The organism is Microcoleus sp. PH2017_12_PCY_D_A (assembly GCF_020738565.1).
In the GTDB taxonomy this organism is placed as follows: domain Bacteria; phylum Cyanobacteriota; class Cyanobacteriia; order Cyanobacteriales; family Microcoleaceae; genus Microcoleus.
The window spans coordinates 25,897-39,227 of record NZ_JAEQCI010000126.1 but is presented as its reverse complement, the minus strand read 5'-3'; the positions used below and the strand labels follow the sequence as shown (position 1 = coordinate 39,227).

Genomic DNA, 13,331 nt, shown 5'->3' with positions numbered 1-13,331 from the left:
AAAAAGCCTCAAATGATTGCAGAGCAATTATTTGAGGTTTTGAGAATTCTGAATTCTTTTGAAATTAAATCCGATCGAATATCTGCGGAATGTGGGATTAAAACCTCATAGTTTGTGGGTGTGTATTGCTAGCCAGCGATTGGTGCGATGGCTTGCGCCCCACTTCGCGACGACTCACTTTACCTCATCGTACTGGTACCCAATCAGTAATCTGTCGGCTGGCTACACGCGCTTTTTCAGAAAATGGGAGACGAAGGGCGATCGCATTTCCTTCTCGTGCCTGATTGTATTTTTATCGGGTCAGGATGAATGATACTATAATTTTAATTACGAGTATTGTAGAACAGTTTGCTATAATTATTTTAGTCAACGCTAAGAAATGCTAGCCATGACCCAAGCTCCTTCAATCAAAACTGAATATCAAGTAACTGTAAATTATCCAGTCTGGCAAAGAGTTGAGAAAATTGCTGAACAATTCAATTTGTCTGTTTCTGAACTATTGGAACATCTAGCTAAAGGTGAACTGAAAGTTGTTGCTGTTTCAACTAATTCGGAAACACTGAGCGATCGCGAAATTGCCAATTATTTCATTTGGTTAGCCTCGCAATTCGATGTAGAAATAAATGCTTACAAGCTACAAAAACTCGTGTATTACGCTCAAGCTTGGCATTTAGCAATTTATGGCACGCCACTCTTTAATGCGGATTTTCAAGCGTGGGTTCACGGGCCAGTGATTCCTGATTTACTAGAGAAGTATCAAAGCCAATTTAGCTGGGAACCAATTGTAGAAAGAATCGAGCGCCCGAAACTTTCTGAAGAAATCGGGGAATTTCTGGAAGAAGTTGCAGATGCCTATTTGGAGTATGATGATGAAACTTTGGAACGAATGATTTGTGGTGAAATGCCTTGGCTAGAAGCGAGAGGAAATTTACCTAGAGACGAATCTTGTCATGGGATTATTTCTCAAGAATCTATGAAACAATATTATTCGACTCGTGTCAAAGAAGAAACCTCAGTCTAAAATCGTCCCTTCTCAAGGGAAACCGCCGGAAAGTCTGGGATTTTCGTTCAAGTACCTGCAAACTCAGAATGAAAAATTCTCAATTCGCGATCGCGATCCGAATTATTTTACTGCTTTTTTGGAAAGATTGCGCGATTTATCAACATTAACGGCACAAGAGATCAAGATGAATCGCAGTCAATCTCTTCGCTGTCATCCGATTAAGTGGCGAGAAACAACCGAACCTAATGGGTTTGGTATCCCGAATGAAAAAGAATTGGTAACAATTCCTTATCAGTTTTCTCTTTCAACTAACGAGCACGGTCGAGTGCATGGTTTTTTTATTGAGGATGTATTTTATATTGTTTGGTTAGATCCGAGTCATAATCTTTATCAGTAAGCAGTGCTTTTCTGAAAAATAGAGGCGAGGGGCGATCGCGCTTTTTGAAAAGTTGGGACGTAAGGGCGATCGCTCTTTTTTTAAAATCTGGATACTAAGGCTTACTTATCTTCTTCCAGTAAACTTTCAAGCATTGGAGTTAGGATTTTCACGACTGGATTATTTGTAAGTTCCATTAGCGCTGCTACTCCACCAGCTTTCAAAGCTTTAAGTACCTTTTTCTTCACATCAGGCTTTTTCTCAATTTCTTCCATAGCTTTTGTAGCAAATGCTGATTTCTCGACAGCCGTTTTTGTTGGGTATGTCTCAGACAACTGATCTAAAAGCTCCTGAATTTCTTTTGCGGCTTCGGCAAGAGTTTGCCTTTGTTCCGGTGAGTAATTGTTAATAGTCCCACCTATTTGCTCAGCCTCTACTTTCTCACTGTAGCCAACACCTATTGATGCCTGACTTTGGTCGAGATTTATTTTACGTTCTGACATAATATCTCCGTATTAAGAATTAACTATTGTTGTCTGTTATCTATTTTGCCACCTATTTGTCCAGATTGCAGTTGCTCAGCATAGCCAACACCTATTGTGGCATGAGTTTGGTTAATATTAATTACCTTGATATCTTCTGTGTCACTCTCCATAAATTCGCATAATTGTGAAATCACATCTCTGACGCCTGATTTATCGGCAGTGACAAATATTACATTGTCTCCTGAATTTACATATAATTCAAGTCCTATTCGTTTTGGTTGCAAAAGGTCGTCAATAATTCCAGCACATGCTAATAAAAGGGTTAGTATTCCAAATCCTTGTACCTGTGGGTCGCTCTGATACAATAAAATAGCGCCTAAGAAAAGTAATATCAAGATAACTAGAGGATGTACTTTATAAGGCGTTTTTACATTTGCAACTCCAAATCCAGTAACGTTACGAAATTGATAAACACAAGAACCAAATTTAACTACTTTTTTAGTAACTACTATAGCTTCTGGTCTATCTATTACAATAACTTTGTCATCTTGGCGCTGTAGGCTTTTTCCCGTGTTTATACTCATACTTGTTCTCCTTACTATAGTATTTAAGGGTGTTGTATCTTGCAATTTCAATCTACTGAATGAAGTTGATATTTTTCAACTTTCGCCTACGTATCGCACCACTATAGTTTGAGCAAAAGCAATTATTTTGCAACGTTTTGACTATTATCATTTTGTCCGATTTTATAAGTTTTGTCTAGTAAAATAAAGTAGGATTTAGTAGGTATTTATTTAATGCTTATTACAGTGAATCAGTAGCAAATAGTATAATTTAGTTGCTAAAGTATCAAACGGTAGGATAGAGTAGGATAGCAACCAGCCAAACTAAACCCCCACTCCACCTATGGAAGTTCAGGAAGTCTTAAAAATCGCTGACGACATCGTATTCGCTAAGACAGGAAAACATCTCAATCATTTACAAGAAGGCATATTGCGCGGTACTTGGCAACGCCAGAAATACCCAGAGATTGCCAAAACCTGCTACCGTAGTGAAGCTCATGTCAAGAAAGTGGCAGCAAAATTATGGAAACTTCTATCACAAACATTAGGCGAAGATATTAATCAATCAAACTTTAGATACACAGTGGAAAGATTGCAATTATCCATAGTTGAATCAAACTTTGGAAATTATTATGCACAAATTGATAATTTCAGTGTTTGTGAGAACAAGTCGCATCTCTCAGAAATCCCAAATACAGAAAAACCTAATCAGCCACTTTATAACCAAACTAAACCTAAAGAGCGACTAGACCTATCGGATGCACCAGAACCCAACATATTCTATAACCGCACATCCGAACTCAACGGCTTATCCGGCATTGGTAAAACCGCCCTAACTCTCCAACTAATCCCAGAAATTCAACACGAATTCGATTATATTATTTACCGCAGCCTCCGCAATTCTCCACCCCTGCAAACACTCCAAACCGATTTAATTCAATTCCTCTGTAGGGGCGGTGCCCCCGTGCCCGCCCCCGCCGAAGAAAGGGCACCCACGGGGGGATTGCCCCTACAATATTTACGATCGCACCGCTGTCTCATCATCCTCGATGATATCCAAACCATCTTCAGCAGCGGACAACTCGCAGGCAACTACCAACCAGGCTATGAAAATTACGGCACATTCTTCAAACAAATAGCCGAGTCATCCCACAACAGTTGCCTCATCCTCCTGAGTTGGGAAAAACCCAGAGAAATAGCCGCTTTAGAAGGCGAAAACCGCCCCTGTAAATCGCTGCAACTCAAAGGTTTAGGCCCGGAAGCACAAGAAATATTCAGAGAAAAAGGTTTAGCAGAACCGGAGAAATGGTCAGAACTAATCGACCTTTACCGAGGCAATCCCTTATGGTTAAATATAATTGCCACATTGATTCAAGACTTATTCGGCGGCAGCGTTTCCGAATTCCTCTCCTATGATACCCTATTCTTAGGTGACTTAGAATCACTATTGGAGCAGCAGTGCGATCGGCTAACCGAACCAGAAAAACAAGTGATATCCTCGTTAGCTAGTGAAGCTGCACCAGTTGAAATATCAAAAATTTCAGCCCATCTCGAATTATCCCCATCAGCATTATTACAAGCTGTGCAATCCTTGGGACGGCGTTTATTAATTGAAAAAGTGAAACAAGGTCAGAAAACACTTTTCACACTCCAGCCTGTATTGATTGAGTATCTGAAAAACCAGCATTAATAACTGACTGAGTTGGCGATTAACTAAATCTATCAATAAACATATCGGGAGTAATAATTTCTACTGTCCTAAAAGGATTTAATATCAACAAATCCATATCCCCCGTAACAATTATATTGGCATTACCACTAACAGCCAACTCTAAAAACTTATTATCTTTTTCATCTCGACACACTGCGATTTTTTCGGTAATAGAGACTAACTGAGAAGAACTGATAAATTTCAGCAAAAATACCTTTCTGTCCTCTAAAGAAAGATACTTGTTAAACTTTTGACGATTCAGAACTTGCTCTAATTCTTTTAAAGTCGCTTCAGAATATAAAATTATTCCTTGTTTTTCTGCCAATTCGATCGCCCGAAATGGTACTGAGGTTTTAAAAAGCAAAGCACTGATTAAAACATTAGTATCGATCGCAAATCTATTCATCATTATCGGCTAAAATATCCTGTAATATTTCTGGTGTCAAGCCGCGCTGTTGTGCTTTATCAGAAATTTCTGCCATTACCTCTGTTAAAGTTTTGTTGTGTAAATTTTCTCTTAAAAATAATTGAAGAATCGAGCTTAACTGTTTCTGAGTCTCAGGAGTAGCCCCTTCAAACGCCTTCTTAATATCTTCATCAACTTGAATTGTAATTGTTGTCATAACTAAAAAAATAAAAACTTAATAAGAAAACAATTTCATGCTTAAATTTATTGTATCACAGGGTGTGAAGTTCAATTTCTAGGAAGAGCCCATATCCCTCAGCTTGCGCCATGCTATCAGCCAAATCTGCCTCAATGCGCTTACGTGCGATTCACGCTCGGGATAGCTTCGCCGATCGCACATCCGAACTCACCAGCCTCCAACTGTACTATACTATAGAGCGTCGCAGTTGCGACCATCACTCACGAGCATCCCGATCGCACTTCGATGAGTAAATCTAAAATCTAAAATCGACTAATCTATTACTTACTATAATAATGAAAATCGCCACCTGGAACGTCAACTCAATCCGCACCCGCCTCGAACACGTTATCAACTGGTTGCAAACCAACCAAATAGACGTTCTTTGCTTGCAAGAAACCAAAGTTACAGACAAAGACTTTCCCCTGGAACCCTTCCTCGACATTGGCTACAACTGTTACATTTCCGGTCAAAAATCCTACAACGGCGTCGCTATTTTTAGCCGATCGCCCATGTCACAGATTAGCGCCGGATTTTCCCCCATTCTCGGCACTGCAACCGCCGGCAGCTTCGACGAACAAAAACGGCTCATAGCCGGGGTTATCGACGATATTTGCATCATTTCCGTATACGTTCCCAACGGTTCCGAGGTCGGTTCCGAGAAGTATCAATACAAACTGCATTGGCTTAAACTGCTCCAAGAATACCTCAAAATAGCACTAGACAAATCGCCCAACCTGTGCATTTGCGGCGACTTCAACATCGTCCCGGACGATCGGGATATATACAATCCCAAAGCTGCTGCAAACTCCGTTGGCCTATCAATACCCGAACGCCAAGCATTAACAGAAATCACCGAATTAGGATTGAGCGACCCCTTTCGCAAATTCACATCAGAAGGCGGCCATTATAGCTGGTGGGACTATCGCGCCGCCGCATTTCCCCGCAACAACGGCTGGAGAATCGACCACCATTATCTCAGCCAGACTCTGTACGATCGAGCCAAAAATTGTACCATAGATATTGAACCCAGAAAATTAGTCAAACCCAGCGACCACACCCCCGTAATTGTCGAAATTTGAAAAATGAATTATATTGTGCAGGCGCGATCGACAACAATAAGATTCGTTCGTAGTGTGGACTTTAGTCCGCTCTATCTTGCGGACTAAAGTCCACACTACAAACCGTTTTTGTTCGATCGATCGCGACAATCTCCAGCTTTTGCGATCGCTCTCACCTCGCGCAATGACAGACAAGATTGTCGAAATTTGAATTATGAGTTATAAAATTAATAAAAATCCCCATCTTGCACAACTCTCAATAAACTCCTCAGTCCTCTTGAGCGAGGACTTAAGCTATGAGGCAGGGGTTTAAACCCCTGCCGGACTATGAGACTACCTGCAAAATCTCAATAACAACCAACAACCAAAAATCATGTTCTTAGTAACCGGAGCAACAGGCGCCCTAGGCCGCCGAATAGTACGAGAAATCCGACATCAAGACAAACCTGTCCGCGCATTTGTTCGCCTCGCTTCTCGCTACTCAGAACTAGAAAACCGAGGCGCCCAAATCTTTATCGGCGACTTGAAACAAGACAAAGATATCAAAAAAGCTTGCCAAGGAGTGCAGTACATCATCAGCACCCACGGCACCGGCAACGACGTTCAAGCAGTACACTACCGCGCCAACATAGAACTAATCGACTGCGCCAAAGAAGCGGGAGTTGAGCACTTTGTCTTTATTTCGGTACTCGGAGTCGATCGCGGATACGAAGATTCAGCAGTATTCAAAGCCAAGCGAGAAGTCGAAAAATACCTGCAAAACAGCGGATTAAATTATACCATTTTGCGGCCCGCCGCTTTCGCTTCCAGTTTGCTGCCCCTAGCAGAAAGATTTCGAGAAACCGGACTTTACCTGCTGATTGGCGACGGCAAAAACCGCACCTCAGTTGTCAGTACCGACGACTTAGCTCATATTGCAGCAGACTCGCCAACAGTCGAAGGCGCGCGCAACCAAATTTTACCAGTCGGCGGCCCCGATGTTCTGACCAGAGACGACATTGCCCGCATTTTCGGACGCTTGTTCAACCGCGAACCCGTAGTAATTAACCCGCCGTTGATGGTGTTTGACGGATTGCGAAATGCCTTGGGTTTGTTGAATCCTCAAGCTCAAAAAGGCTTGGGAACTTTGCGGGTATTGCTCGGTAACGAGTTTTTCTGCACTCCCGAAGAAGTGCAAAAATTGGAATCAATCTACAGCATGAGAATGGAATCCCTAGAAAGCTTTTTGCGGCGCAATCTAAGCGTTTAATATTTTCTCACTTTCTCGTTACCAGGCAGAGCCTGGTAATGAATTTCTCGTTACCAGGCAGAGCCTGGTAATGAATATCTAGAGGCTCCGCCTCAAAATTGTCTCATTTTAATGAAGGCTCTTCCTCCAGATATGCCTTCCCAGGCACAGCCTGGGAACGAGCAAATTTGAGCGTTTAAGCAGATATAGGCAGAGCTTCCACACTACCAATATAGCTAGTAGTTGTTATGGGTGGAGAAGTCGGATTAGCAATCAAATAACCTTGGACAAAAGTTGCACCCCGTTCCCGTATCCAATCGAACTCCTCCAAACTTTCCACACCTTCAGCAACTGTTTTAATCTCTAATTGAGCGGCCACTTCTAAGATTTTTTCAGTAATTAGTGCTTTATAAGAATCTTGATGGACGTTCCGAATTAATTGCATATCCAACTTCAGAAAATCAGGACGCAGTTGGTGCATCAAATTTAAATTAGAAGAACCGCTGCCAAAATCATCCATTGCAATTAAAAATCCCGCTTCTCGGTAAAACCTGAGAATCTTAATCAAGTGATCCATATCAGGAGGGTGTTGAGATTCCGCTACTTCAAAAACAATATTGCTGTGAGGAATTCCCGATTCATCAATAGCCTGCACCGTCATTCGCAGACACGTAGCCGGATCGTAAACAGAAGTAGGAGAAAAATTAATAAAAAGCAGTTCTTTGATACCGTACACTTTGGCTTCGCGAATAGCACGAGTTCGGGCTAAAGCATCTAGTTGAAAAATTATACCTGCTGATTCTGCTTGGGCAAAAATCCGACCCGGAGGAATTAAGTTTCCTTGCTCGTCAATTCCTCGGAGTAGCGCTTCGTGGGCAAAAATTTTAGAAGTGTCTGAGGTATGAACAATCGGCTGAAAATGTGTAGTAATGCGTTCTTCTGACAATAAATCTAACAGCCAATTCGACTGGCTGAAGTTAATAAAAGAGTCTAAGGAAGTGCTGCGATAAAAATCGCTAAGTTTCGGCTGTTCAACTTCGCGCATCCACAAAACTTTTGTCTCTTTCAACTCTTGACTTGTCAGCGCGGATGATGCTAGAGTGCTAAACTTTTCTTTGGCTATTTCCTCAAGCACAATGTACAAACACTTGCTCTCTTCTAAAACCCGGAATTCAAGTTTTGCCTTGGTCAGTGCAGAAATAATCTTGTTCAAAGTGTGCGATACTGGAAACCACAGGTATAAACCTCCGGTGCCCTCTATTTTTTCGGGTACTGTTTCGCAGCGAGAGCAGGAGCCGAAGGCTTTGCCACTTCTTTGCACTAGAATATCCTCCGATTTTTGGGTTAATTTTAAAACTGCTCGCAATTAATCTTTATTTTAAGCTAATTCAGCTATTAATACATCTATCTCAAGATGTAAATGTTGAGAAACTTTTATTTAAGAAATATTTCAGTATTTTTACTTGCTTGTGGTGTCGTACCTGGGCAAAATTTCTCAGCATTGAACAAATACGTGTAATTAAACACAATCCCAAATCCCCACAGAGTGAGAAGACAAAGACTTGCTCTCTACTCTCTACTGCTGCTCTGAATTCTTGACGCCTTATTCTCTAATTGCTTTTGCAAAAACAGCGGCTACAGTTGATTTTTTGGCAAAGGGAAATTAACACGCCCGTGAAGCGCAGCTATCCCGACCGGATTCGCCCGATCGACAATTTGTACCGCACCACAAATAAAGACAGCCGGACGATCGCCCAAAACAACTAACAACAAACTCACTTGCTGGGGAATATCCAATTTAATTTAACAATCGGGATGACAGGATTTGAACCTGCGACCCCCTCGTCCCGAACGAGGTGCGCTACCAAGCTGCGCTACATCCCGAATTTAATCAATAGATTTTTAGGATATCACATTTAAGTCAAAACTTAGCAACCTCCTATATAATGTTTGGTAAAACATTACTCAGGCGGAGACAGGCGTGACAGTTAAGCCCCAGTGGTTGCGAGTAAAAGCCCCCCAGTGGGAGCGCGTCGGCAACGTCAAAGAAATTTTGCGGGATTTATCCCTGAATACGGTTTGCGAAGAGGCTTCGTGTCCGAACATCGGCGAATGCTTCAACGCAGGTACTGCGACATTTTTGATTATGGGCCCGGCTTGTACCCGCGCCTGTCCTTACTGCGATATCGATTTTGAGAAAAAGCCCCAAGCTTTAGATCCGACGGAGCCCGAAAGATTGGCGCAGGCGGTGCAGCGACTGAAACTCAATCACGTTGTAATTACTTCTGTTAACCGCGATGATTTGCCCGATGGGGGCGCGTCTCAGTTTGTCGAGTGCATTCAAGCTGTACGATCGACAATGCCCGATACAACTATAGAAGTTCTGATTCCCGACTTGTGCGGCAACTGGCAAGCTTTAGAAATTATTCTCGCAGCTAAGCCCGAGGTACTCAACCACAATACCGAAACCGTAAAGCGACTTTACCGCAAGGTGCGGCCGCAAGGAAAGTACGATCGCACCCTAGAACTCTTACAGCGCAGCCGCGACATCGCACCGTCCGTTTACACCAAATCCGGTATCATGGTAGGACTCGGAGAAACAGATGCCGAAATTCGGGAGGCGATGCAGGACTTGCGGGCTGTTGGCTGCGATATTTTGACAGTTGGACAGTACCTGCAACCGACTCAAAAGCACTTGAACGTTGAAAATTTTGTGCCGCCGGAACAGTTTGATGCTTGGAGAGAGTTTGGCGAATCTTTGGGATTCTTGCAAGTTGTCGCTTCTCCCTTAACTCGCAGTTCCTATCACGCCGAACAGGTGAGGGAATTGATGAAACTTTACCCGCGCTAGCAATTTTCCTTTGAGTTAACTTGCGTGGGAGAGAATCATTCTCAATCAGACTCGATCGGGTAACAACTTAAGCCGCAGGTGGCCTTGGTCCATCAGCAATTATACTTAGAGCATACTCAAATTTTGGGTGAAAAACTGAGATTTAGGCGATCCTCTTCGATGGCTTCGCTAACATCCGGAGGGCCATATTTATGCCCACTTACCCCCGCGAATTTTTCACTACTCTCAAAACCAGTTTTTTAAGTAATCTTACTGATTGACAAATTCAACGCCAGTTTGAACTTTTCAGCGATCGGGTAACAGCGAGGAAAAACCTACGCTTTCTGTTCCAGCGGGAGTGCAAAAGACCCGGTTTTTGATGCTGTTCCTATTCGATGAAGTTAAGTGGGAAGCCCCAGCGAACAGCAAAAAAGCTCTAGATCGATCGCGCTATCACACTCGCAAGCTACGCCAAATACATCGAGAAACCGGGTTTGTTCCTCTAATTTCTGGGTTTAAATGCAGAATTTTTGTCAGGAAACCCGGTTTTCCCCTTAACCGCCAACTCGATAAGGGAGACTCTAAAAACTATGAAGCTCATATGGTGCAAAGGATTAAGCTTCCTCTGAGCTGTGGGGTATTGAATCTAGAGCGCCGAATTATATAAAGTTTTATTAAAAAATTCCCTATTTTTCCGAAGTGATCGGGAACCAGGTTATTGGTGATGAAGATTAACTTAACTTCTGACCTTGGTCACTTGTTTGTAGCCAGTCTCTATCTATACTAGCTATATAAACAAAGAAGTACAACGCACTTTTCGGGGCTTCAAACTGTTACATCAGAAAGTTCTTAGCGTTTTCCCGAATCTTGGTAAAACAAGTGGGGCAGCCAAAGTTCGATCTCTCCAACAGCACAAAAGTCAGAAAAGTTAGTAAAGAAACAAACAGCGGTGATGCTTCGTCTTAAAAAAGCGGGCATCATAATTATAAATAACCGCTAAGCGTAGCATCTTTTCACCCGGAGCAATTGAGAAAATCACTATGCCAGCCACCTCTTTTTACGCTGAAGCTGAATTCGACGAACAACTGCGAGTCAATCCCTTGCAAGATGTAGATGTGTTGGATGAAGATGCTGAAGAAGCTGGAGACGAACCCATCGACCAAGACTCAGCAGAGACTGAAGATGCAGACACAGCATCCAAATTGCAAAAAAATGCTAGCCGCCGCACTACAGATTTAGTGCGCCTGTACTTACAGGAAATCGGTCGGGTGCGTCTCTTGGGTAGAGACGAAGAAGTCTCAGAAGCTCAAAAAGTTCAGCGCTATATCAAATTGCTGGAATTGCGGAATACCGTCGCTTCCCAGGAAGAAGGGCTGATTCAAAGCTTCGTGCATTTAATTGAAGTGCGCGATCGCCTGTCTGCACAATTGGGACACAAGCCTTCCCTGGAACGCTGGGCATTAACCGCCGGCGTTAGTGACGTGCCAGAACTCAAGCGAATTATGTCCGAAGGGAAGCGCCAGTGGGCAGAATTGGCCGAGATGACGGTGGAGGCGATCGAAAGAATTCAAGCTGAAGGCGTCGAAGCTAAAGACCACATGATTAAGGCGAACTTGCGCCTCGTGGTTTCGGTGGCCAAAAAATATCAAAATCGCGGTTTAGAATTGCTCGATTTAATACAAGAAGGTACTCTCGGACTGGAACGAGCTGTCGAAAAGTTCGACCCGACACGGGGCTATCGGTTTAGCACCTACGCCTACTGGTGGATTCGCCAGGGAATCACGCGGGCGATCGCAACTCAAAGCCGCACTATCCGCCTTCCCGTCCACATCACCGAAAAACTTAACAAAATCAAGAAAGCCCAGCGCAAAATTTCTCAAGAAAAAGGTCGCACAGCTACGATCGAAGATATCGGCGTCGAATTGGACATGACTGCCACTCAAGTTCGAGAAGTATTGCTGCGAGTTCCCCGCTCTGTTTCTCTGGAAACTAAAGTGGGCAATGAAAAAGATACAGAGTTGGGCGACTTGCTCGAAACCGACAGCATCTCGCCAGAAGAAATGCTGATGCGAGAAGCTCTGCACCGCGACTTGCAACAACTCCTGGCAGATTTGACCAGTCGCGAACGAGATGTCATTCTGATGCGCTTTGGTTTGGGCGACGGACACCCCTACTCCTTGGCAGAAATCGGTCGCGCTCTCGATTTGTCCCGCGAGCGAGTCCGCCAAATTGAAGCCAAAGCTTTGCAAAAACTCCGCCAACCCAAGCGTCGCAACCGCGTGCGCGACTATCTGGAGTCTCTGACTTAAATTAGCTGGTGTGCATTTACTGACAAATAGGGTTTAAAGCCTCGTCCTTATAGGACGGCTTTCATCATTGGCTATGTATTGTTGATGTGCCAGATCTAAAAATCCGGTTTCTACCCTATAATCCCAAAACAATCCTAGAGGTTGAGGCATCAACCTAGGATGCTCGGCAATATCAGACAAGCTATGCTTGCTTTGTCTGTTTAAATCCAGAATACCCATTCCTCAAGGTTCGGGAGTATGTCAATGTATGGGTAATGTCCGTTTCTGGATCTAGGTAGAAGGCAGAAGACAGAAAGTAGAAAGCAGAAGTAATAATTTTTACTTCAACATTATTTCTCTGTCCTCTGTCTGAGGCTTTATGGTATGTGTGCCGTCAAAAATTATCAAAAATTCAATTTTTATCCCAAGCTTTTTTCAATAAGCTCCAATATTTGCAAAATATCTCGATCGTTGTGTATGATTGTCAATAGGCAGACTTTCTTGAGAGGGTCACTATGGCACTTTACACCGCGTCCTCATTCAAATCCGAACTCAATGACAAAGGCTGGCGGATGACTCCCCAACGGGAAACCATCTTGCACGTGTTTCAGAACCTCCCCAAGGGCAATCACCTGAGTGCGGAGGATTTGTACACTTTGTTAAAAAATCGGGGCGAAAACATTAGCTTGTCCACCATTTACCGAACTTTAAAGTTAATGGCAAGGATGAGCCTGCTCCGCGAACTCGAACTAGCCGAAGGTCACAAACACTATGAAATAAACCAGCCTTACCCGCACCACCACCACCATCTAGTCTGCGTTCAGTGCAACAGAACGATCGAATTTAACAACGATTCGATTTTGAAAATTGGCATGAAACAAGCTGAAAAGTCTGGACTCCACCTGCTAGACTGCCAGTTAACGATTCATACGGTGTGCCATGAAGCTTTGCGAATGGGATGGCCGTCTTTGGTTTCCAGTAATTGGTCTTGTCCGAGGTCGATCGCCCAAAATGGCAGCACCCCCCCAGATGCAATCGAGTGAATATACACTACTTTCGCATTTCAAGTACGGCTTGTTACAATTTTTAGCAAAAATTTTCGGCGCAAGTGCGATCGCACTAACGCCGAAACTTGGTTTATT

General features: G+C 43.2%; 16 protein-coding genes and 1 tRNA gene. 11 read left to right on the top strand and 6 right to left on the bottom strand.

The window, feature by feature from the left end; genetic code table 11:
- The first annotated feature begins 388 nt into the window (after positions 1-388).
- Positions 389-1,021: a type II toxin-antitoxin system antitoxin SocA domain-containing protein gene (locus tag JGK39_RS28115; RefSeq protein WP_293253888.1), complete on the top strand. Its 633-nt coding sequence runs from the start codon at positions 389-391 to the stop codon at positions 1,019-1,021.
- Complete coding sequence (locus JGK39_RS28110; RefSeq protein WP_293253885.1) at positions 996-1,400, top strand: hypothetical protein; 405 nt, start codon at positions 996-998, stop codon at positions 1,398-1,400. Before JGK39_RS28115 ends, JGK39_RS28110 begins: the two co-directional genes overlap by 26 nt.
- A 101-nt stretch (positions 1,401-1,501) precedes the next feature.
- Here JGK39_RS28110 and JGK39_RS28105 read toward each other — a convergent pair whose 3' ends face one another.
- A complete protein-coding gene (locus tag JGK39_RS28105; RefSeq protein WP_293253882.1) occupies positions 1,502-1,882 on the bottom strand; it encodes a hypothetical protein in 381 nt (126 codons plus the stop codon).
- Positions 1,883-1,905: 23 nt separating this feature from the next.
- Positions 1,906-2,448 (bottom strand): DUF6232 family protein, encoded by a 543-nt coding sequence (locus tag JGK39_RS28100; protein ID WP_293253879.1) that lies wholly within the window; start codon positions 2,446-2,448, stop codon positions 1,906-1,908.
- A gap of 322 nt (positions 2,449-2,770) precedes the next feature.
- Here JGK39_RS28100 and JGK39_RS28095 point away from each other — a divergent pair, with 322 nt between their 5' ends.
- Complete coding sequence (locus tag JGK39_RS28095; protein WP_293322525.1) at positions 2,771-4,117, top strand: NB-ARC domain-containing protein; 1,347 nt, start codon at positions 2,771-2,773, stop codon at positions 4,115-4,117.
- Positions 4,118-4,136: 19 nt separating this feature from the next.
- Here the strand turns inward: JGK39_RS28095 and JGK39_RS28090 are convergent, their stop codons facing one another.
- Together JGK39_RS28090 and JGK39_RS28085 are read right to left on the bottom strand one after the other, a co-directional pair.
- Positions 4,137-4,547, bottom strand: a complete 411-nt coding sequence (locus tag JGK39_RS28090) for a putative toxin-antitoxin system toxin component, PIN family (protein ID WP_293253873.1) — start codon at positions 4,545-4,547, stop codon at positions 4,137-4,139.
- Positions 4,537-4,761 carry a hypothetical protein gene (locus tag JGK39_RS28085; protein WP_293253870.1) on the bottom strand — a complete coding sequence of 75 codons (225 nt, stop codon included), beginning with the start codon at positions 4,759-4,761 and terminating at the stop codon, positions 4,537-4,539. The genes JGK39_RS28090 and JGK39_RS28085 overlap by 11 nt, the downstream gene beginning before the upstream one ends.
- Positions 4,762-4,871: 110 nt before the next feature.
- Between JGK39_RS28085 and JGK39_RS28080 the strand changes: the two genes are divergently transcribed.
- From JGK39_RS28080 to JGK39_RS28065, 4 genes are all read left to right on the top strand, one after another.
- On the top strand, positions 4,872-5,036 hold the full coding sequence (locus JGK39_RS28080; protein WP_293253867.1) for a hypothetical protein: 165 nt from the start codon (positions 4,872-4,874) through the stop codon (positions 5,034-5,036).
- Positions 5,037-5,078: 42 nt separating this feature from the next.
- Positions 5,079-5,864, top strand: a complete 786-nt coding sequence (gene xth, locus JGK39_RS28075) for an exodeoxyribonuclease III (RefSeq protein ID WP_293253864.1) — start codon at positions 5,079-5,081, stop codon at positions 5,862-5,864.
- Positions 5,865-5,916: 52 nt separating this feature from the next.
- Entirely contained in the window at positions 5,917-6,054 is a 138-nt protein-coding gene (locus JGK39_RS28070; protein WP_293253861.1) for a hypothetical protein, read from the top strand.
- 162 nt (positions 6,055-6,216) lie between these two features.
- Positions 6,217-7,092: an SDR family oxidoreductase gene (locus JGK39_RS28065; RefSeq protein WP_293253858.1), complete on the top strand. Its 876-nt coding sequence runs from the start codon at positions 6,217-6,219 to the stop codon at positions 7,090-7,092.
- Between the two features lie 175 nt (positions 7,093-7,267).
- Here the strand turns inward: JGK39_RS28065 and JGK39_RS28060 are convergent, their stop codons facing one another.
- Positions 7,268-8,392, bottom strand: a complete 1,125-nt coding sequence (locus JGK39_RS28060) for an EAL domain-containing protein (protein WP_293253855.1) — start codon at positions 8,390-8,392, stop codon at positions 7,268-7,270.
- Positions 8,393-8,712: 320 nt separating this feature from the next.
- On the opposite strand from JGK39_RS28060, the gene JGK39_RS28055 reads away from it, so the two are divergent.
- Complete coding sequence (locus JGK39_RS28055) at positions 8,713-8,838, top strand: hypothetical protein (RefSeq protein ID WP_293253852.1); 126 nt, start codon at positions 8,713-8,715, stop codon at positions 8,836-8,838.
- Positions 8,839-8,881: 43 nt separating this feature from the next.
- Here JGK39_RS28055 and JGK39_RS28050 read toward each other — a convergent pair.
- A tRNA-Pro gene (locus JGK39_RS28050) sits at positions 8,882-8,955 on the bottom strand.
- 97 nt (positions 8,956-9,052) lie between these two features.
- Between JGK39_RS28050 and lipA the strand changes: the two genes are divergently transcribed.
- From lipA to JGK39_RS28035, 3 genes are all read left to right on the top strand, one after another.
- Positions 9,053-9,922, top strand: a complete 870-nt coding sequence (gene lipA / locus JGK39_RS28045; protein WP_293253849.1) for a lipoyl synthase — start codon at positions 9,053-9,055, stop codon at positions 9,920-9,922.
- A 1,019-nt stretch (positions 9,923-10,941) separates the two neighbouring features.
- Positions 10,942-12,210 (top strand): RNA polymerase sigma factor SigC, encoded by a 1,269-nt coding sequence (gene sigC, locus JGK39_RS28040; protein ID WP_293253846.1) that lies wholly within the window; start codon positions 10,942-10,944, stop codon positions 12,208-12,210.
- A gap of 494 nt (positions 12,211-12,704) precedes the next feature.
- The gene (locus tag JGK39_RS28035) at positions 12,705-13,232 is read left to right on the top strand and encodes a transcriptional repressor (protein WP_293253843.1); all 528 of its coding nucleotides are present in this window, start codon (positions 12,705-12,707) and stop codon (positions 13,230-13,232) included.
- Positions 13,233-13,331: the final 99 nt, after the last annotated feature.

Bases quoted from the DNA above. Each gene is read 5' to 3' on its own strand.
- JGK39_RS28115 (WP_293253888.1), top strand. From the start codon at position 389: ATGACCCAAGCTCCTTCAATCAAAACTGAATATCAAGTAACTGTAAAT.
- JGK39_RS28105 (WP_293253882.1), bottom strand. From the start codon at position 1,882: ATGTCAGAACGTAAAATAAATCTCGACCAAAGTCAGGCATCAATAGGT.
- JGK39_RS28100 (WP_293253879.1), bottom strand. From the start codon at position 2,448: ATGAGTATAAACACGGGAAAAAGCCTACAGCGCCAAGATGACAAAGTT.
- JGK39_RS28095 (WP_293322525.1), top strand. From the start codon at position 2,771: ATGGAAGTTCAGGAAGTCTTAAAAATCGCTGACGACATCGTATTCGCT.
- JGK39_RS28090 (WP_293253873.1), bottom strand. From the start codon at position 4,547: ATGATGAATAGATTTGCGATCGATACTAATGTTTTAATCAGTGCTTTG.
- JGK39_RS28085 (WP_293253870.1), bottom strand. From the start codon at position 4,761: ATGACAACAATTACAATTCAAGTTGATGAAGATATTAAGAAGGCGTTT.
- JGK39_RS28080 (WP_293253867.1), top strand. From the start codon at position 4,872: ATGCTATCAGCCAAATCTGCCTCAATGCGCTTACGTGCGATTCACGCT.
- xth (WP_293253864.1), top strand. From the start codon at position 5,079: ATGAAAATCGCCACCTGGAACGTCAACTCAATCCGCACCCGCCTCGAA.
- JGK39_RS28065 (WP_293253858.1), top strand. From the start codon at position 6,217: ATGTTCTTAGTAACCGGAGCAACAGGCGCCCTAGGCCGCCGAATAGTA.
- sigC (WP_293253846.1), top strand. From the start codon at position 10,942: ATGCCAGCCACCTCTTTTTACGCTGAAGCTGAATTCGACGAACAACTG.
- JGK39_RS28035 (WP_293253843.1), top strand. From the start codon at position 12,705: ATGGCACTTTACACCGCGTCCTCATTCAAATCCGAACTCAATGACAAA.